The organism is Microbacterium sp. PAMC22086, from assembly GCF_019443525.1.
Lineage (GTDB): Bacteria > Actinomycetota > Actinomycetes > Actinomycetales > Microbacteriaceae > Microbacterium > Microbacterium maritypicum.
The window spans coordinates 17,554-37,155 of sequence record NZ_CP080380.1; the positions used below are offsets into that span (position 1 = coordinate 17,554).

The window sequence follows — 19,602 nt, forward strand, 5'->3', positions numbered from 1 at the left end:
CGTCAATCCGCTGCGAGCGCCTCGACCGGAGCCACCCTGGTGGCCAACCTCGTGGGCGTCGCCGCCGCCACCAGCGTGAGCACCGCCGTCGCGACGACGATGATGGCGACCGGGATCCACGGGATCTGCGGAGCCACGAGCCCCGCCGGGGTGAACTCCGGCAGCGTCGGCACCGAGCCCAGCAGCGACTGCGCGGCGATCCAGCCGTACGCGACGCCCAGCACGAGCCCCGTCAGAGTCGCCGCGACCGTGATGTGCGTGGCTTCGAGCAGCACCATCCGTCGCACCTGGCGGTTGGACAGACCGATCGAGCGCAGCAGTCCCAGCTCCCGGCGCCGCTGCACCACCCCGATCGTGAGCAGGTTCACCAGACCGACCGCGGCGATCACGGCCGAGACGGCGACCAGCACCATCATCACCGCAGCGAACGCATCCATCGGGGCGAAGAACTCCTCCGGGACCTCGCCCGTGACCTGGCTCATCATCAGACGCTTGGCCGATTCGAGGGCCACGGCGAACATCGTCACCAGGGTCACCCCCATCACCACGCCGATCGCCATCCGCGACGAGCGCTCCGGGTAGCGCAGTGCGTTCTCGGCGGCGAGGCGCGCGGTCGCACTCGACCCGAACATGCGTCCCACCAGGCGCAGGACCGGCGGCATGAACAGGACGGATCCGAGAGCGAGGCCCGTGAACGAGAGCACGCCTCCGAAGAAGGCGACCACGACACCGAGCGGCGTGAGGAGTCCGACCAGCACGCCGCCCACCAGGAGCGCGGCGCCGGCGATCAGCAGCACCCAGGCGCCGATGTGCCGCCCCGCCTTGCCGGAGACCTCGTCGTGCGTGCGCTCGACCGAACCGCCGAGTGCCTGCAGCGGGGTCACCGACAACACGCGCCGGGAGCCTGCCCACGCCGCCGCCCAGGTGGTGAGGGCGACACCGATCGCCGGCAGCGCCACGAACGGCTGGGCGAGCGAGAAGTCGGAGGGGGCGTTGTCGATCAGCTGCCCGCCGATCTGCACCCCGATCACCGCGAGCAGGAGGCCGGCGAGCAGACCGATCGCCGCGCCGAGAAGCCCGACGACGAGTCCCTGCTTTCCGACCTCTGACCGCTGCGAACGCGCAGTCGCCCCGATCAGACGCATGAGCGCGATCTGACGGGTGCGTCCGGCGATGATCGTCGAGAAGGTGTTCGCGGTGACGATGGCGGCGACATACATCGCGACCACGGTCAGCAGCACCGACAGCAGGGCCACCATGAAGGCGAGCGTCCCGCTGTCACCGATGAAGGGGTCGGCCTGCAGCACGGCGCCGATGTAGGCGGTGATCTCGACGAGGAGCACACCGAACGCGGCAGACAACGCAGCGACCAGGATGCTCGCGCCCATCCCCCGATCGCGCAGCCACGCCAGCCGGGGGCCGGTCGCCCGCGATTCGGGGACGACCGTGGCGACGGCGGTCATGCCGCCACCTCGGCGGCGAGCATGTAGGCCGAGATCTCCTCGGCGCTCTGGCGCGGGTGGTCGGCGACGATGCGGCCGTCGCCGAGGTAGAGCACGCGGTCGGCGTGGCTCGCGGCGATCGCGTCGTGCGTGACCATCGCGATGGACTGGCCGTGCTCGCGGCTCGCGGTGGCGAGCAGTCGCAGCACCTCGCGCCCGGTCTTCGAGTCGAGGTTTCCGGTGGGCTCGTCGGCGAAGACCAGATCCGGTGCGGTGGCGAGGGCACGGGCGATCGCCACGCGCTGCTGCTGACCGCCGGACAGCTGGTGCGGACGATGAGCGAGACGCGAACCGAGCCCGAGCGTCTCGACAAGTCCGTCGATGCGCGCCCGCTCGATCGCACTCGGCCGACGACCGTCGAGCTCGAACGGAAGCATGATGTTGCCGAGCGCATCGAGCGTCGGGACCAGGTTGAACGCCTGGAAGATGAAGCCGACGCGTCGACGCCGCAGGATCGTGAGGTCGATGTCACCGAGGCCGGTGATCTCGGTGTCTCCGATCCAGGCACGCCCTTCGGTGGGATTGTCGAGTCCCGCCATGATGTGCATCAGGGTGGACTTGCCGGAACCGGACGGCCCCATGATCGCGGTGAACTGCCCACGGCGGATGCCGACGCTCACATCGTCCAGCGCACGGACGGTGCCCTCGCCGGAGCCGTAGGTCTTCTTCAGGTGCTGGACGCGGGCGGCGAGCCCGAGGTCGGTGGTCGTGATCTCCATGACTCCGACGTTATTTCCGCGGCCCCGCGCGGGTCATCGCTCCCGGGGACCCTTCCGCATACATCGCAAGGATGATCTGCGGGGCGCCCCGGAGCGCGCAGGGGATCAGGCGAGGCCGTGCTCGAAGGCGAAGACCACCAGCTGCACGCGGTCGCGCAGCGCGAGTTTGCTGAGGATGCGACTGATGTGCGTCTTCACGGTCGCCTCGCTCAGATACTCGCGAGCGGCGATCTCGGAGTTCGAGAGCCCGCGGGCGGCGAGCGCGAAGATCTCCCGCTCACGGTCCGTGAGGTCGGTGTACTGCGCGGGCACAGGTTTGGGTGCCTCGGCGAAGTGCTCGAACAGGTCGCGCGTCGCCGAGGCGGCGATCACACTCGACCCCGAGTGCACCGTGCGGATCGCGGCGAGCAGGAACTCGGGGTCGGCGTCCTTGAGGAGGAAGCCGCTCGCCCCCTGACGGATGGCCCGCGCCGCCGCCTCGTCGAGGTCGAACGTGGTGAGCATGACGATGCGCGGCGGCTCCGGGCGTGCCAGTATCTCGGCAGTCGCGGTGAGCCCGTCCATGACGGGCATCCGGATGTCCATCAGCACCACGTCCGGCCGGGTCATGCGGACGACGTCGAGCGCCTCCTTCCCGTCGCCGGCTTCCCCCACCACTTCGAGGTCGGGCTGGGAGGCGACGAGCATCCGGATGCCGGCACGGAAGAGCGCCTGGTCGTCGACGAGCACGACTCTGATCATTCGGAGACTCCGATGGGGAGCGTGGCGTGGACGACGAACTGTGTCCCTCGGCGCTCGGCTTGCAGACTACCGCCGACGAGCTGTGCGCGTTCACGCATGCCGATGACTCCGTGTCCGCCCGGCGCGACGGTCGCCTCACCCGTGACCGTGTTGCGCACGTCCACGTCGACGCGATCCGGCAGCCAGGCGAGGTTCACGTCGACCGCGCCGTCGCCGTGTCGGATCGCGTTCGTGAGTGCTTCCTGCAGGATGCGGTAGACCGCGAGCTGGATGGCGGCGGGCGGCTCCCCCGGCGGCGTCGGATCGACCGTGACCCGCGGTTCGATGCCCGCCTGTCTCACCTGCGCGAACAGCGCTTCGAGATCGGCGAGCGTGGGCTGCGGACCGTCGCCCTGCCGGTGCCGCAGCTGCGTGAGGAGCATCCGCACGTCGCTCAGAGCGCCGCGTGCCGTCTGGGCGATGGTCCCGAGTGCCTCGGTCGCGACCTCGGGTTTCACGGCGGCGGCGTATCGGGCGCCATCGGCCTGCGCGATCACGACCGCGAGCGAGTGCGCGACCACGTCGTGCATGTCGCGCGCGATGCGCACGCGCTCCTGCTCCTCCGCGGCGAGCGCCTCCGCCTGCAGCTGAGCCGACCTGGTGCCGCGAGCGCGCAGCACCACACGCCACAGCAGTCCGCACACCCAGGCGAACCCGAGCGCCATGACCGAGACGACGAGGAGGAGCGTGCCCGCGGTGACCTTCTCCCAGCCGGACCCGGTTCCGAAGGCGACGCCGTTCACGATGATCATGAAGACGGCCGCGACGAACCCTCCGAACAACGCAGATCCGAAGCCCCACCAGAGCACGCGGCGCGTGCCCCACGCCGAGGTGGCGTAGAGCACGAGCAGGATCGCGAAGTTCACCGGGAGCGGCCCGAAGCCGGACAGCATCTGCAGCACGGCACCGGCCCACGCAGCGGCGAGGGCCCACCCCGGGGCGAGCCGGCCGATCGCGACGCCACCGCACATCAGCACGCTCGCGATGAAGACACCCACGACCGCGAACCCCCCGATCGCGTCGTTGCCCGTCCCCGGCCCGTAGAACACGAGCGAGGTCGGCACGAGCACGAGGAACAGCAGCGCCGCCCCGACGATGTCGAGGATCAGCGCGGTGCGGGAGAGCGGGCGGATCACTCCCCCACGCTACGCGAGGGCCTGGCCGCGGGCATCCGTCGCGGGATGTATCTCCGCCGTGTCAGGCCCGGGCGATGATCTCGCCGTGCGGCACCAGGTACCACCCGTCGCCGTCGTCGGCCCAGCGCTTCCAGGCGTCGCTGATCTCCTGCAGATCGGCCCGCGTCGCCATGTCGCTGTCGACGAGCTGCCGCGCGAGCGCCGACTCGAGGATGCGGTCGGCCCACATGCCGCCCCACCAGGCCCGCTCGGCGGGAGACGCGTAGCACCAGGTGGATGCCGTCGCGGTGATGTCCGTGAATCCCGCGGCGCGCGCCCAGGACAGCAGCCGGCGTCCCGCATCCGGCTCCCCGCCGTTGGCCCGTGCCGCCGCACGGTACAGGGTGAGCCAGCGATCGAGCTCCGGCAGTTCCGGGAAGCAGAGGAAGCCCGCGTAGTCCGCGTCTCGCGCGGCGACGATCCCCCCGGGAACGGCGACGCGGCGCATCTCGCGCAGGGCCGTCACCGGGTCGCCGACGTGCTGGAGCACCTGGTGCGCGTGCACGACATCGAACGAGTCGTCGGGAAAGCTCAGCGCGTGCACGTCCTCGATCGAGAACGAGAGGTTGGTGAGCCCGCGCTCGGCCACGAGTCCCTGCGAGAGCGACAGGGCGCTCTCATCGATCTCGGTGGCCGTGACGTGGGCGACGATGCCGGCGAAATCGGCCGTGATGCTGCCCGGCCCCGCACCCACGTCGAGAAGACGGGTCGTGGCGGTGAGGTGCGGGCGAAGGTACTCGGCGGAGTTCGCGATGTCGCGCACGTTGTGCGAGCGGAGGACGGATTCGTGATGTCCATGCGTGTACGAGGCCATGCGGCCCAGTCTGGCAGAGCGTGCGCTCAGTGCAGGTCGGCGACCATGCGACGGATGGCCTCGCGGTCGGGCTTGCCCGAGGAGAGCACCTCGATCTCGTCCACCATGATCAGCCGGACGGGACGGGCGTGCTTGCCGAGTTCGTCCTCGACGGCGTCGCGAGCGTGCGCGAGCTGCTCCGACTCACTGCGGCGGAGCACCTCGCCCCGAGCCGCGACGATCACGGACGCCTCGCCCCAGCGCTCATCCTCCACGCAGACGACCACGGCCTCATGAAGGCCCGCGATCCGGCGGACGATCCGCTCCACACGGTCGAGGGAGATGTTGATCCCTCCGGACACGATCACGTTGTCGGCGCGGCCGTGCACACGGACGACACGGTCTTCGACGAGGCCGAGATCGCCCGTGCGGTACCAGCGGATGCCGTGCTCATCGCGCACGAACGTGCGGGCGGTCAGCGACCCGTCGCGGAGATACCCTTCGGCGAGCATGGGACCGGCGATGCGCAGCTCACCGTCGACCGTCCGCACGCTGACCGTGTCGAGGGGCACACCGTCGTAGACGCATCCCCCACTGGTCTCGGTCGAACCGTAGGTGCGCACCAGTCGCACACCGAGGTCGGCCGCCCGTTCCCGCAGCGGCTCCGGGAGGGCCTGGCCGCCCACCAGGATCGCCCGATAGGCCTGCAGTGCCGCCCGCACGGCGGTGTCATCCGCCGCGTCGAGCAAGGTCGCGACCTGAGCGGGGACGAGGGAGGTGTACAGGTCGGGGATCCCCGCGTTCGACGCCGGCCGCAGCATCTCGAGAGTTGCCTCGGCGAACGACACCGGCGAGAACCGGCCCTCTATCCGTGCCGGTCGCGTGTCGGCGAGGATCGACCGCACCAGCACCTGAAGCCCCGCGACATAGCCGGCCGGCAGCGCGAGCAGCCAGCGTCCGCTGCCGATGCGCGCCGCCGTGGCCTCGGCACTCGCCCGCAGGGCCTCCCCGCTCAGGGCGACCTGCTTCGGGATGCCGCTCGATCCCGACGTCGCGATCACGGCGGCGAGGCCGTCCGCCACGTTCTCCGGGGCGCCGTCCACCATCCCGAGTCCCAGAGCAGGGCCCCCGTCGAGCGCACGCCGCAGGGCTTCCCGCAGCAGAACCGGATCTTCGGCATCCGTGGGGATCAGGGCGGTCATGCGGGTCTCCGACTCAGTAGTGCCAGGGGAAGGAGGACCAGTCGGGGTCGCGCTTCTCGAGGAACGAGTCGCGACCCTCGACGGCTTCGTCGGTGCCGTAGGCGAGGCGGGTGGCCTCTCCCGCGAAAACCTGCTGACCGACCAGCCCGTCGTCGACGGCGTTGAAGGCGAACTTCAGCATGCGGATCGCCGTCGGCGACTTGGTCAGCACCGTGCGCGCCATCTTCAGCGCCTCGCGCTCGAGCTCGGCATGCGGCACCACGCGGTTCACCGCACCCATCTCGTACGCACGCTGGGCGGAGTACTCCTCGGCGAGGAAGAACACCTCGCGGGCGAACTTCTGCCCCGTCTGGCGGGCCATGTAGGCGGAGCCGTAGCCGGCGTCGAAGCTGCCCACGTCGGCGTCCGTCTGTTTGAAACGCGCCTCTTCCGCGGAGGCGATCGTGAGGTCGCAGACCACGTGCAGGGAGTGTCCGCCGCCGGCCGCCCATCCGGGCACGACCGCGATGACGACCTTCGGCATGAAGCGGATGAGCCGCTGCACCTCGAGGATGTGCAGACGACCGACGGCGGCACGGCCCGCGCCGTCGACGATCGCGGTCTCCGTGTCGGAGTACTTGTAGCCGTCGCGACCGCGGATGCGCTGGTCACCGCCCGAGCAGAAAGCCCAGCCGCCATCCTTCGGGCTCGGGCCGTTGCCCGTGAGCAGCACCGCACCGATGTGCGCATCCTGCCGGGCGATGTCGAGCGCGCGGTAGAGCTCATCCACGGTGTGCGGACGGAACGCGTTGCGCACCTCCGGCCGGTTGAACGCGATGCGTGCGACTCCGCCGTCACGTGAGACGTGCGCGGTGATGTCGGTGTAGTCCTCAGCACCGGGCGCGAGCACCCATTCGGCCGGGTCGAAGAGGTCGGAGACGAATGCGGTGGTCACGGCATCCAGCCTATTCCTCGCGCCCGCGGCGAGCGCGCCAGGCCTTCATCCAGCCGTCGATGATGGTCCAGGTCTGGACGGCGATGATGCCGACTCCGGTGATTACCGCGAGGATGCGCAACGTGTCGGCGTCCACCCCGTTGTCGGCGAACACGAACTGCACGAACTCCGGGTTCAGCAGCTCGTCCCGCACCAGAAGTGTCACCGCCCAGGTGGCGAACGCGATCGAGAGCGCCGTGTTGACGACGGCGAGACCGACCGTCCACCGGCGTCGGCGGTACACGGCGACAGCCAGGACGGCGTCGGCGAGCATGATGGCGAGGAGCACGGTCATCCCCCACGGCCAGAGCCCGGAGTTCAGGATCGGGGTCGGATCGCCGCCGGTCGGGAAGAACCCGCGGGTCGCATCCCACACCACCGCGGCGACGCCGATGCCGAGGAAGACGAGAGTGGCGATCATGTCGCTGCGCGCGGCGCCGTTCTCGGTCGGCACGGGCAGCTGGTCGACGTCCCACTTCTCCCCCGTGTCGGCACCGGTGCGCTCGAGCACGACGAACACCAGCGTCACCCAGAAGCACACGTGAACGACGACCGAGAGGGTGACGGCGACGATTGCGCCGATCACGTCTCCGACCGGTGCCCCCTCGATCAACTTCGCGATCGCGACACCCACGGCGGCGCAGGCCGGAACGATGATCAGCAGCAGCTTGAGCAGCCGCCACCAGGTCAGGTAGTAACGGGGGCCGATGAGGTGCAGAGGGCGATCCGCATACCCGGCGGCCAAGACCCCGGGGTCGCCGAGATCGGTGAGGACCGCGCGTTCGGCGGCCTCTGGCGCCTCACCCTGCTCGACTCGCGCCTCGACCGCATCGGTGATGGCGGCTTCGAGCTCGGCGCGGACATCGTCCTGCGCATCCGGCCGAAGACTGCGGATCGTGGCGCTGATGTACCGCTCGGTGAGCGTGGCTGTGGTGGTCATGTCAGTTCTCCTCTGCAGTGAGGGACGCGATCGCCGTGGTGAGCGATCGCCATTCGTCGGTGAGGGTGTCGGCGAGGCGGATGCCGGCGTCCGAGGTGCGGTAGAACTTGCGCGGCCTCGCCTCCTCGGTGTTCCACTCGCTCGTGAGGTACTCCTGCTTCTCCAGGCGGCGCAGCAGCGGATACAGGGTGTTCGCATCCGTCGCGAAGCCGCGCTTCTCGAGCTGGTCGAGCAGCGAATAGCCGTAGCCCGGCGTGCGCAGCAGCTGCAGGCAGGCCAGCACCACGGTGCCGCGCCGCAGCTCCTGCAGGTGCGTGTCGAGCGTCTCGTTCATGCAGGCCACATTACCGTGTGTCACACACTATTGTCCAGCGTACGTTTCGGACACTCCCTGGGCGGACGGGAAGGGGGAAGTAGCGTGGAGTCATGACGCTCGAGATCACGCGCATCGACCCGTTCGACACCGCGGAGGTGGACGCCTGGTGGGATGCCTATGCAGCCGCCGAACGTGCCGACCGCGGATCCGACATCCCGGTCTGGTCCCGCGAGGAGACGCGCAACGCGATGCAGCAGCAGTCCCAGACTCTCGAGCGACGCCCCCTCCTGCTGCGCGACGACGGCACTGTCGTCGGCGCAGCGGGCCTCGCACTCCCCCTCAAGGACAACACACACGTCGCGCACCTCGCCGTCCACGTGCCGCCGGCGCATCGACGGCGCGGAGTCGGCAGCACCGCCCTGGCCTTCCTCGAGGCAGAAGCCGCCGAGGCCGGACGCACCACCGCGCAGGGCGACACCTCGTGGCCGTACGAGCTCGGATCCGACGGCAAGGGCGCACCCGGTCGCGAGTTCGCCCGCCGCCACGGCTACGCGCTCGCGCTCGGGGACGTGCAGAACCGGCTCGCACTCCCGCTCGACCTCGAGGTGCTCGACCGGATCGACGCCGACATCGCTGCGGCGACCCGGGGCTACTCGGTCCGGAGCTGGATCGGACCGGTGCCGGACGACGTCGTCGAAGGCTGGGCGGTCCTCGACGCCTCGATCGATACCGAAGCCCCCAGCGGCGATCTCGACATCGCACCCGCGAAGCCCGACGTGGAGAGCATCCGCGAGCAGGAGGAGCTCCTCGTCCGGCAGAACCGTCTTCCGATCGGCACCGTCGCGCTGACGCCGGAGGGCCAGGTCGCCGCCTACACCCAGCTCGTCGTGTCGGGCGACGACGGCAATGCGTACCAATGGGGCACGCTCGTGCGCCGGGCCGACCGCGGCCACCGCCTCGGCACGGCGGTGAAGATCGCGAACCTCCGCCTGTTGCAGCACCGAGCTCCTCACGCACCTGCCGTCTACACGTACAACGCGGAATCGAACGCACACATGCTCGCCGTGAACACGCTTCTCGGGTTCATTCCCACCGAGCGGATGGGCGAGCTGCAGAAACACCTGGCCTGACGTGCAGCGGGTGAGATCGGGCCTCACTCGCAAGAAGGCCTGCGATGCAGGCGCAAATTCCTAGAGAGGAGAAACTCGTCAGATCCCGTCTGAATCAAGGTTCTTGACCGCACCTTCGGCAATAAGTCTGACACAATCAAAGAAGTTCGCAGTGGATCGAAGGAGCATCGATGAACAACCTCTATCGACTCCCGCAGCCTGCATTCGATTCCGACCTCGTGCCGCTCCTCTTCGAAGTCGAGCGGCTCCGCGCCGACATCGGCACCGGCACGACTCACCGTGAGATCGTCACCGAACTGCATCTCCTCTTCGACACGGTGATGAGCGTGATCTCCGCGCGCATCGAAGGCAATCACACAACCGTGTACGAAGCCGTCGAGACCATCGGCGCGGCAGAAGCGCGATCATTCGATGATCACCTCGGCGAGATCTCCAACATCGTCGAGGCAGTGCGATACCTCGACACCCTCGATCCTTCCCTTCCGCTCACACATGGGCTCGTTCGAGATCTGCACGCACGCACCGTCGAGGGGCTCATCAGAGAAGGGGATCCCACCCCGGGGGCCTACCGGGAGCAAGATGTGGCCATCTCCGGTTCGGGCCACGTGCCTCCATCCTGGGTGACGGTGCACGCCGAGATCTCAGACCTGCTCGCCTTCGCGAACCATGACCGTCCGATGCACGAGCAGATGATGCAGATCGCGCTCGCGCATCACCGCTTCGTATGGATTCACCCGTTCCGCAATGGCAACGGACGCGTGTCCCGTCTCTTCACGTATGCGATGCTCCGCAAGACGGTATTCGCCACGCGCGGCTACAGCGCACTGAATCCGGCCGCGGTCTTCGGCAACGATCGGTCGGCCTACATCGCGGCCCTCGAATCCGCCGATGCGCTGGATGACGAGGGAACCGTCTCGTGGATCACTTTCTTCGCACGGGGCATCCGCGACGACCTCGCCCGACTCGTCCAGCTACAAGACCATGAGTTCGTCGAGGCGGCGCTCGTCGGCCCGGCGCTGACGCAGCTGACGCGGGACGGGGTCCTCAGCCGCGCCGATGAGACGGTGCTACGCGCGGTTCTCGCGGCCGGCGTCGTGAAGGCCGGCGATCTCGAATCGGTGATCCCCGGCACCGCCTCCCAACGCTCCCGGGTCATCCGTGCACTCCTCGATCGCGGGCTGCTCCGCCAGGCGCAAGACGGTCCCCGCTTCTATCTGCTCTCACTGAGCAGAGGACCACTCGCTTCACGCCTCATCCGCCGCCTCAACGAACTGGGGCATCTCCCCAAGATCCTGGAGAACGATTGACATGATCCCGCCGCTCTCAGACCTGCTCGACTCGGCCAGGGTCGTCGCCCTCCCGATGCACAGTCGCTTCCGCGGCGTCGAAGTGCGGGAGGCACTGCTCTTCGAGGGGCCGGAGGGGTGGGCGGAGTTCTCACCGTTCGTGGAGTACGAAGACGCGGAGGCGGCCACATGGCTCGCGGCCGCGATCGACTTCGCATGGCGCGAGCAGCCGGAGCCGCTACGGGATCGGATCGGCGTGAACGCCACGGTGCCCGCGATCGAGGCGTCGCGCGTGCCCGAGCTGCTGGCGCGATTCCCCGGATGCCGCACGGCGAAGGTCAAGGTCGCCGAGCCGGGGCAGACCCTCTCCGACGACGTGGCGCGCGTTCGCGCCGTGCGCGAGACGATGGGCCCTGAGGGCCGCATCAGGGTCGACGCGAACGGAGCCTGGAACGTCGACGAGGCCGAGCACGCCGTGCATGCGCTGGGCGAGTACGACCTGGAGTACGTGGAGCAGCCCTGCGCGACGGTGCCGGAGCTGGCGGATCTCCGCAGGCGCGTGAAGTACATGGGCATCCCGGTCGCCGCCGACGAGAGCGTGCGCAAGTCGTCCGATCCGCTCGCGGTCGCCCGTGCCGGCGCGGCCGACCTGCTCGTGATCAAGGCACAGCCCCTCGGCGGCATCACCCACGCGCTGCAGATCGTCACCGCCGCGGGGCTCCCCGTCGTGGTCTCGAGCGCCCTGGACACCGCGATCGGCCTGTCTCAAGGAGCCGCGCTCGCTGCGGCCCTCCCGACACTCGACTACGACTGCGGGCTCGGCACGGCGTCGCTGTTCCTCGACGACGTGGCCGACCTGCGCCCGGTCGACGGCTCGATCCCGGTCGGCCGAGTGACACCCGATGCGGAGGCACTCAGTCGTCTCGCCGCATCGGACGAACGACGCGAATGGTGGCTCGCGCGCCTCGCCCGCTGCCACTATGAGCTCTCGACCGCCGCACACTGAGGCCGACTGCCGCGGCGAGGACCCCGTCGCACGTCACCGCGGAGGCCCGCCGAGCACCTCGGCGAGGTGGCGCGTGGCGAGGTCGGTGCTGCGCTGACCGTGGCCGCCTTCCGCGCCGAAGATCGTGAGGATCTCGGCGTCGTGCTCCCCATCGGCGCCGAACCAGTGCGGCGTGCGTGTATCGAACTCCGCGACCTCTCCGGCCTCGAGCATGATGTCGCGGTCACCCACGATGAGCCGGATGCGTCCGGTGAGCACATACATCCATGACGACCCCTCATGCGAGGTGAGCTTCGGCTCCGAGGCCTCGGAAGGCACGATGATCTTCCACGCATGCCTCTCGCCCGGCTGGCGTGTGAGCGCCACCACAGTGCGCCCGTTGACCCGCCGCGGGCGCAGCCGCACCCGCGGGTCGCCGGTCTCGGGAGCGCCCACGAGGTCGTCCAGCGACACCCGGTACATGCGCGCGAGCGGCAGGAGCAGCTCCAGGCTCGCGCGCCGCTGACCCGTCTCCAGGCGCGAGAGAGTGCTCTTCGAGATACCCGTGGCCGACGCGACCTCGGCGAGTGTCGTTCCTCGTCGAAGGCGCAGCGCCTGGAGCCTCGGACCGATCTGCTCCAGCGTCGCGTCGATGACCGCCTCGTGTTCGTCCATGGCCTCATCCCATCACCGCCATCCCGCTTTCGGCAACTCGTGTTGCTGTTCAGTGAAGACGCGATCGATGCTGAGGACATGACCGTGACCACGACTTCCCCCCTTCGCTCAGGCACGGCCGGGCTCGCTCTCAGCGTGCTGGTCGCGTCCCTCGGCACCAGCGCCGCCAACGTGGCGCTCCCCACGATCGCCCGAGACCTGGATGGCACCTTCTCCCAGACACAGTGGGTGGCGCTCGCGTACCTGCTGGCGATGACAGCGACCAGCCTCACGGTGGGATACCTGGGCGACCTCCTCGGGCGAAGACGCATCCTGGGGATCGGCATCGTCATCTTCACCCTCGCTGCCGTGCTCTGCGCGCTCGCTCCGACGCTGGGGGTGCTGATCGGCGCCCGCGCTCTGCAGGGTGTCGGCGCTGCCGTGATGATGGCGCTCCCTCTCGCCCGTGCCCGCGACATGGTCGCGCCGGAGCGCCTCGGACGTGTCATGGGTCTGCTGGGGACGACGGCCGCAGTGGGCACCGCCTCAGGCCCCGCGCTCGGCGGCCTCCTGATCACGGTGGCGGGGTGGCCGGCGATCTTCGCAGCAATGGCGCCGCTCGGCGTGCTGGTCGCGGTTCTGACCGGCATGACCGATCGCGGTTCTGACCGGCATGACCGATCGCGGTACTTCCGCGGCGAGCGGGCGCCGACGCGGATTCGACATCGGCGGCGTGCTGCTGCTGACGGCGGCCGTCACCTTCTACACGCTCGGCGTGACCTCGCCCGGTGCCGACGGATCCTGGCCGACGATGCCGCTCCTCGGCGGCGCGATCGTCACTGCCGCTCTGTTCGCCCTCCGGGAGGCCCGCGCTTCCCATGCGCTCCTGCCGCCGGCTCTGCTCCGCAATCGCGACGTCTCGATCGGGGCCGTGCTCAACCTGATCGTGGGCACGGTCATGATGAGCACTCTCGTGGTCGGCCCATTCTTCCTCGCGGGAGGGCTGCACCTCGCTCCGGCCGCGATCGGGGCGACCATGGCCGCGGGACCGCTCGCCTCCATCTGCACCGGCGTGATCGCCGGCCGCGCGGTCGACCGGTTCGGCACGCGGCTCATGACCACGGCGGGGCTCTCGGCCATGGTCGTCGGAGCCCTCGCGCTCGCGTTGCTGCCCTCCTGGTGGGGGCTCATCGGATACATCACGGGCACTGTGCTGCTCGCCCCCGGGTACCAGCTGTTCCTGGCGGCGAACAACACCGGAGTCCTGAGTGCGACGCCGACAGAGCATCGCGGTGTGACGTCAGGATTGCTCGGCCTGTCCCGCAATCTCGGGCTCGTCACTGGCGCCTCCGTGCTCGCGGCACTCTTCGCCGCAGCCTCCGGCGCAGCAGAGATCGCGACCGCATCTCCGGAGGCGCTCACCGCAGCACTGAAGGTGACGTTCCTCGTGACGGCTGCGCTCCTGGCCGGTGCCGCACTGCTCTCCCTCGCAGCGAGCCGTCAGACCTCGAGGGCCCGGGGAACGGCGACGCCGACTACGGCTCGATGAGCAGCTGCACCAGGCGGCCGAGCTCCTCGCCACCGGAGTGCCGAAGCTGCGCGTCGTCCTGGCCGGCCATCGCTCCTCGCACGGTCATGCCCTCCCAGATGATCATGAGCATGCGCGCGGCGATCTCGGCCGGGAGCCGCAGCCGCAGGAGACCCGCCGAGATGATGTCGTCGACGATCTGCGCGATGCTCGAGACCATCTCGCACTCTTGGGCGAGATACGCCTCACCGAACCTCGCGTCGCGCAGGGCGCGGATGCGGATCTCGCTGAGGAGCATGACACCGAGGCGGTCGTCTCCGCCGAGCTCCATGATCTGCTGCACGAGATCGATCGGATCGCACCCCTCGACGAGGGCACCGGCGGCGGTCAGCTCCTCGACACGGGTGCGCACCGCGTTCACGCGCACTTCGGAGACGCTGGCGGCGAGCATGAGGAACAGCTCGTCCTTGGACTCGAAGTTCGAGTAGAACGCGCCGCGGGTGAAGCCAGCTCGCTCGCAGACCGCTTCGACCGATGCTCCGTCGAGCCCGACCTCGGCGAAGACCTGCGCCGCCGCTTCGAGCAGACGGGCACGCGTGTTCTCACGGCTGCGGGTTGCGGGTGTCGACATCGAAACCTCCTGACCCTTCACTCTCGCATGATTCACACCCTGCACACAGGCTTGGCCGGGCGGGTCACCTTACGATACATCTATGTATCGGATACACCTGTGTATCCACCCCGCACCCCTCGGAGGATCGCGTGTCCACACTCCTGTCCTCGCTCGGACGCTGGTCCTTCCGGCACCCGTGGCGAGTCCTCGTGTCCTGGCTGCTCGCGCTCGGCATCGCCGGCGCCGGGGCTCTCGTGCTGGGAGCGGGAACAGACAACACGTTCTCCATCCCCGGAACCGAATCGCAGGCCGGTCTCGAGCAGCTCTCCCGTTCGTTCCCGCAGGTGAGTGGCACGAATGCGCAGTTCATCGTGGTCGCCGCCGACGGCGACAAGATCACGGATGACGACTACCGGGAACACATCGAGGACGCCGTCGACGAGCTGGGCGACCTCGACGGCGTGCTCGCCGCCACCTCGCCCTATGACGAGATGGTCAAGGGCATGATCAACGAGGACGACACGGCGGCCATCGTGCGCGTGCAGTTCGACGGCGAGGCCACCGACGTCTCGGACACGACGAAGGATGCGCTGCGCTCGGCCGTGAGCGACCTCGACTCCGTGCTTCCTTCCGGCTCGCAGACCTCGCTCGGCGGCGACCTCTTCGCGATCTCGATCCCCGGCGTCACCCTCACCGAGGCGGTCGGGCTCCTCATCGCGCTCCTCGTGCTCATCGTCACGTTCCGTTCATTCGTGGTGGCCGGGCTCCCCCTGCTCACCGCGATCCTCGGCGTGGGCATCTCGATGGCCGGCATCTTCACCGCGACCGCCTTCGCCACCGTCTCCTCGACCACCCCGCTGCTGGCGCTCATGCTGGGACTCGCGGTCGGCATCGACTACGCGCTGTTCATCATGGCGCGACATCAGGACCAGGTGCGAGAGGGCGTGGATCCGGAGGAATCGGCATCCCGTGCCGTCGGTACCGCCGGATCGGCCGTCGTCTTCGCCGGCGTCACCGTGCTCATCGCACTGATCGGCCTCGGCTTCGCCGGCATCCCGTTCCTCACCACCATGGGTATCGCGGCCTCTGCCGCCGTCGCCGTCGCCGTCGCGATCGCCGTCACCCTTACCCCCGCTCTGCTCGGATTCATGAAGGGCAAGGTCGTCGGTCGCCCGAAGAAGGTCAAGGCGCCGAAGACGAAGAAGAGCGCGGCATCCGATGCGTCGGAGGAGCCGAAGCCCGTCACGGCCCCGGCGAAGGGCAGCGCCCGCTGGGTCGGGGGCGTCATGAAGCACCCGGTGCTGGTGTCGCTCGCCGTCGTCCTCGGGCTCGGGATCGTGGCCGTGCCCGCGCTGAGCCTCGACCTCGCCCTCCCCAACGCCGGCGTGCTGCCGAAGGACGCCGAAGCCCGGCAGAACTACGACCTCGTCGGCGAGCAGTTCGGACCCGGGTTCAACGGTCCGCTGATCCTCACCGGCACGATCGTCACCTCCACCGACCCGCTCACTCTGATGGAAGACCTCGGCGACGCGGTCGCGAAGGTCCCCGGCGTGAAGAAGGTCGCCCTCGCGACGCCGAACGAGACCGCCGACACCGGCATCGTGCAGATCATCCCCGAGACCGCACCCGACGATCCGGCGACGGCCGACCTCGTGCGTGAGCTGCGCAGCCACCACGACGAGTGGCTCGACGAGTTCGGCATCGACCTCAAGGTCACCGGCTTCACCGCCGTCGGGATCGACATCTCCGACCAGCTCGGCAACGCGCTGCTGCCGTTCGGCATCTTCGTGATCGGCCTCTCGCTGATCCTGCTGACCATCGTGTTCCGCTCGCTGTGGGTGCCGATCACGGCTGCGGCCGGATACCTGCTCTCGATCGTCGCCGCCTTCGGCGTGGTCGGGGCGGTGTTCGAATGGGGATGGTTCGCCGACCTGCTGCACGTCGCCAAGGTCGGGCCCATCATCAGCTTCATGCCGATCATCCTGATGGGCGTGCTGTTCGGTCTGGCCATGGACTACCAGGTCTTCCTCGTCTCCCGCATGCGCGAGGACTTCGTGCACGACAAGGATGCGACGAGCCCGAACCGTGCCACCCGGCGGGCCGCCGCGCTCCGGGCCGTGCGCAGCGGTTTCACCGGCTCGGCGAAGGTCGTGACCGCAGCCGGGCTCATCATGTTCGCGGTGTTCGTCGCGTTCGTCCCCGAGGGCGACTCGTCGCTCAAGCCGATCGCGCTCGGCCTCGCCGCCGGCATCGCCTTCGACGCCTTCCTGGTGCGGATGACGCTGATCCCCGCGCTCATGGCGATCCTGGGCGAACGCGCCTGGGAGCTCCCGCGCTGGCTGGAGAAGATCCCCCCGCGTCGACGTCGAGGGCGAGGCCGTCGAACGCGAACGACACCTGGCCGCATGGCCAGGCGACGGGTCGATCGTCGCCGCCGACGACCTCGAGATCAGCGCCGATGCGCCGCTCATCGAGGGTCTCTCGGTGCGGATCCCCGCGGGCGGTGCCGTGATCGCGACCGGTGGCGACGTGCGCACCCGCCGGGCTCTGGCCCTGACGATCGCGGGACGCCTGACCCCCGCGGACGGCAAGCTCAGAGTCGCGGGGCACCTGCTCCCCGGACGCGCCGCCTGGGTGCGCTCTCACGTCGGCTGCGTACTGGTCGACGATGCGGATGCCGCGCTCGGCGACCTCGCCGAAGCCCTGCGCGGAAAGTCGCAGATCGTCGTGATCGACGGGATCGACCGCTTGAGCGGTGGCCCGCGGGACCAGGCGACAGCGATGTTGCGCGATGCCGCGGCCTCCCGCACGCTCGCGGTGTTCGCCACTGCCTCCGACGCCGATTCGGCACGGACCACCCTCGCCGAGGCCGGATGGCCCGACGCACAGACTCTCGACACGCGTGCTCCTCGCCGGAGCGCCGCAGAATCCACCGAGGTGACCGCATGACCCTCCCCATCGAGCGCGCGCGCTCCCGCAAGCCCATCACGTGGCTGACCATCCTCGGCGTGCTGCTGCTGCCGGCGGCGGTCGGCGGCATCCTGGTCGCGGCCCTGCAGAACCCGACGGAGCGCCTCGACTCCATGACCGCGGCCATCGTCAATCTCGACGAGCCTGTGACCATCGACGGGCAGATGACTCCGCTCGGGCGCCAGCTCGCCGCGGGTCTCGTGGAGGGGTCAGACGACCTCGACTCGAACCTCACCTGGGTGATCTCGAACAAGGACGACGCGGCCGACGGACTCGCCGACGGCTCCTACCAGGCCGTCATCACGATCCCCGAGGACTTCTCGACCGCCGCCACCTCGGCCGGCACCGCGATCTCCGACGGTGGAGGCAAGGCCGAGCAGGCCACCATCACGGTGACCACGCCGAAGGACGGACTCGTCGCCGACGACCTCATCACGGGTCAGCTCGCCGATGTCGCCGCGTCGACCATGGGCACGATGCTCTCCGAGGCGACGACCGAGAACATCCTGGTCGGCTTCACCACCATCGGCGACCAGATCGGCGATGCGGCAGACGGCGCGGTGAAGCTCGCGAACGGGGCGCGGGATGCCGCCACTGGAGCCGCCGCGATCCCCGACGGCGCCACGAAGCTGGCCTCCGGGGCAGGTGAGCTCGGGACGGGTGCATCGTCTCTCGCATCGGGCCTCGACACGATCGCGGGCAAGACGCGTGAGGCGGCCGCCGGTGCGGGTGCGATCGGGGCCGGACTGACCGCCGGGGCCACGAAGGTCGGAGAAAACGTCGGCGGGTTGAAGGATGCCATGAGCGCGGTTCAGACCGGTACCGCCTCGGCGCAGGACGCAGCCACCCAGTCGAAGGCTCTCGCGGGAAGCCTCGGCGCGCTCGCTGCATCCTGCGATCCCGCCGTCTCCGGCCCGAAGTTCTGCAAGAGCGTCGCCGATGCCTTTACGGCTTCGCAGACTCTGGCGGCCTCCGCCGGAACGGCCTCCGGATACCTCACGGGCGCCGCCCCCGGAGTCGCCGCCATCCCTGGAACGCTCGACACCCTGGTGTCCAGCATGACCCAGGCCGGTGCGGGCGCCACCCAGCTGTCCTCCGGCCTCACTCAGCTCGCAGACCAGGGCATCGGCGCATCCGCCGCCGGAGCCCGTGGCCTCGCCTCCGGTGCGACCCAGCTCTCCAGCGGAGCGACCGCTCTCGCCGATGGTGCCACCGAGCTCACGACCGGGCTCGACACCCTGGCGACCGGTACGGGTGACCTCGCCGGCGGGCTGCGCACGGCATCCGATTCGCTCCCCTCGTTCAGCGACACCGAGTCGAAGTCTCTCGCCTCGGTGATCGCAGACCCGGTGTCGTCGAACTCGTCGATCAACACGATCTTCGGCCCGACCGCCATCCCGCTGCTCGCGGCGGTGGTGCTCTGGTTCGGCGGACTCGCGACCTTCGTGGTGATGCGTGCCCACACGGCACGCACGCTCACCTCTCGCCGGTCGTCGGCCACGCTCACGCTGCGGGCGTTCGCTCCCGCGGCACTGATCGGCGCGGGTCAGGGACTGCTGGTGTCGCTGATCGTGCAGGTCGTGGCGAGCTACGACGCCGGCACCTGGTGGGCCTTCGCAGGTACCGCCGTGCTCGCCGGTGTCGTGTTCGCCGCCGTGAACCAGGCGCTCGTCGCCCTGTTTGGCGGGATCGGACGCTGGATCTCGGCCCTGGTCGGAGTGCTCGCGGTCGCGACGGGTCTGGTCTCGACGGTGCCCGGCTGGCTCGCCGGTATCGGGTCCGCCCTCCCGACGGCTCCGGCCTTCGCGGGGTTGATCACCGCCAGCGGCTCGGCGGTCGCCGCTCTGGTCGTCTGGGGCGTGCTGTCTCTCGTGGCCACGACCCTCGCCGTGACGCTGCGGCGCACGACCTCGGCCAAGGCGGTCGTGGCCACGGCCTGACTCCTCCCCCCGCAGCGAAGACCATCCACGCCGGCCCGGCGCGTCGAAGTATGACGCACCGGGCCGTTCGTGTGTCAGCCTCCGGTTTCGCACCCT

Annotated in this window: 16 protein-coding genes and 1 pseudogene; 6 read left to right on the plus strand and 11 right to left on the minus strand. The window is 69.5% G+C overall.

Annotated features, from left to right (window positions below; genetic code table 11):
- Positions 1 to 2: 2 nt before the first annotated feature.
- The 9 genes from KY497_RS00090 to KY497_RS00130 all read right to left on the minus strand — a co-directional run bounded on the left by KY497_RS00090 (position 3) and on the right by KY497_RS00130 (position 8,418).
- Complete coding sequence (locus KY497_RS00090; RefSeq protein WP_219869539.1) at positions 3 to 1,463, minus strand: ABC transporter permease; 1,461 nt, start codon at positions 1,461 to 1,463, stop codon at positions 3 to 5.
- Complete coding sequence (locus tag KY497_RS00095; RefSeq protein WP_055877157.1) at positions 1,460 to 2,221, minus strand: ABC transporter ATP-binding protein; 762 nt, start codon at positions 2,219 to 2,221, stop codon at positions 1,460 to 1,462. The genes KY497_RS00090 and KY497_RS00095 overlap by 4 nt, the downstream gene beginning before the upstream one ends.
- A gap of 105 nt (positions 2,222 to 2,326) precedes the next feature.
- On the minus strand, positions 2,327 to 2,962 hold the full coding sequence (locus KY497_RS00100) for a response regulator transcription factor (protein ID WP_055870070.1): 636 nt from the start codon (positions 2,960 to 2,962) through the stop codon (positions 2,327 to 2,329).
- Positions 2,959 to 4,137, minus strand: coding sequence for a sensor histidine kinase (locus KY497_RS00105; RefSeq protein ID WP_055870067.1), 1,179 nt, complete (start codon positions 4,135 to 4,137; stop codon positions 2,959 to 2,961). Before KY497_RS00105 ends, KY497_RS00100 begins: the two co-directional genes overlap by 4 nt.
- A 61-nt stretch (positions 4,138 to 4,198) precedes the next feature.
- The gene (locus KY497_RS00110) at positions 4,199 to 4,990 is read right to left on the minus strand and encodes a class I SAM-dependent methyltransferase (protein WP_141386842.1); all 792 of its coding nucleotides are present in this window, start codon (positions 4,988 to 4,990) and stop codon (positions 4,199 to 4,201) included.
- Between the two features lie 26 nt (positions 4,991 to 5,016).
- The gene (locus KY497_RS00115; protein ID WP_219869540.1) at positions 5,017 to 6,171 is read right to left on the minus strand and encodes an AMP-binding protein; all 1,155 of its coding nucleotides are present in this window, start codon (positions 6,169 to 6,171) and stop codon (positions 5,017 to 5,019) included.
- Positions 6,172 to 6,184: 13 nt separating this feature from the next.
- Positions 6,185 to 7,105 carry a 1,4-dihydroxy-2-naphthoyl-CoA synthase gene (locus KY497_RS00120; protein ID WP_017828156.1) on the minus strand — a complete coding sequence of 307 codons (921 nt, stop codon included), beginning with the start codon at positions 7,103 to 7,105 and terminating at the stop codon, positions 6,185 to 6,187.
- Positions 7,106 to 7,115: 10 nt separating this feature from the next.
- Positions 7,116 to 8,084 carry a permease prefix domain 1-containing protein gene (locus KY497_RS00125; protein WP_219869541.1) on the minus strand — a complete coding sequence of 323 codons (969 nt, stop codon included), beginning with the start codon at positions 8,082 to 8,084 and terminating at the stop codon, positions 7,116 to 7,118.
- Position 8,085: 1 nt separating this feature from the next.
- Complete coding sequence (locus tag KY497_RS00130; protein WP_055870057.1) at positions 8,086 to 8,418, minus strand: PadR family transcriptional regulator; 333 nt, start codon at positions 8,416 to 8,418, stop codon at positions 8,086 to 8,088.
- A 92-nt stretch (positions 8,419 to 8,510) separates the two neighbouring features.
- Between KY497_RS00130 and KY497_RS00135 the strand changes: the two genes are divergently transcribed.
- From KY497_RS00135 to KY497_RS00145, 3 genes are all read left to right on the plus strand, one after another.
- Positions 8,511 to 9,530: a GNAT family N-acetyltransferase gene (locus KY497_RS00135; protein ID WP_219869542.1), complete on the plus strand. Its 1,020-nt coding sequence runs from the start codon at positions 8,511 to 8,513 to the stop codon at positions 9,528 to 9,530.
- 170 nt (positions 9,531 to 9,700) lie between these two features.
- Positions 9,701 to 10,837 carry a Fic family protein gene (locus tag KY497_RS00140; RefSeq protein WP_141386847.1) on the plus strand — a complete coding sequence of 379 codons (1,137 nt, stop codon included), beginning with the start codon at positions 9,701 to 9,703 and terminating at the stop codon, positions 10,835 to 10,837.
- A gap of 1 nt (position 10,838) precedes the next feature.
- Positions 10,839 to 11,822, plus strand: coding sequence for an o-succinylbenzoate synthase (locus KY497_RS00145; RefSeq protein ID WP_219869543.1), 984 nt, complete (start codon positions 10,839 to 10,841; stop codon positions 11,820 to 11,822).
- Between the two features lie 33 nt (positions 11,823 to 11,855).
- Here KY497_RS00145 and KY497_RS00150 read toward each other — a convergent pair whose 3' ends face one another.
- The gene (locus KY497_RS00150; protein WP_141386849.1) at positions 11,856 to 12,476 is read right to left on the minus strand and encodes a helix-turn-helix domain-containing protein; all 621 of its coding nucleotides are present in this window, start codon (positions 12,474 to 12,476) and stop codon (positions 11,856 to 11,858) included.
- Positions 12,477 to 12,554: 78 nt separating this feature from the next.
- Here KY497_RS00150 and KY497_RS16920 point away from each other — a divergent pair.
- Both KY497_RS16920 and KY497_RS00160 read left to right on the plus strand, forming a co-directional pair.
- Positions 12,555 to 13,094 (plus strand): annotated as a pseudogene (locus KY497_RS16920) (MFS transporter); the annotation flags it as partial.
- 34 nt (positions 13,095 to 13,128) lie between these two features.
- Complete coding sequence (locus tag KY497_RS00160; protein ID WP_219869544.1) at positions 13,129 to 14,004, plus strand: MFS transporter; 876 nt, start codon at positions 13,129 to 13,131, stop codon at positions 14,002 to 14,004.
- Here the strand turns inward: KY497_RS00160 and KY497_RS00165 are convergent.
- Positions 13,991 to 14,614: a TetR/AcrR family transcriptional regulator gene (locus KY497_RS00165; protein WP_218682731.1), complete on the minus strand. Its 624-nt coding sequence runs from the start codon at positions 14,612 to 14,614 to the stop codon at positions 13,991 to 13,993. The genes KY497_RS00160 and KY497_RS00165 overlap by 14 nt on opposite strands.
- A 131-nt stretch (positions 14,615 to 14,745) precedes the next feature.
- Between KY497_RS00165 and KY497_RS16460 the strand changes: the two genes are divergently transcribed.
- The gene (locus tag KY497_RS16460; protein ID WP_258185770.1) at positions 14,746 to 19,506 is read left to right on the plus strand and encodes a YhgE/Pip family protein; all 4,761 of its coding nucleotides are present in this window, start codon (positions 14,746 to 14,748) and stop codon (positions 19,504 to 19,506) included.
- Positions 19,507 to 19,602: the final 96 nt, after the last annotated feature.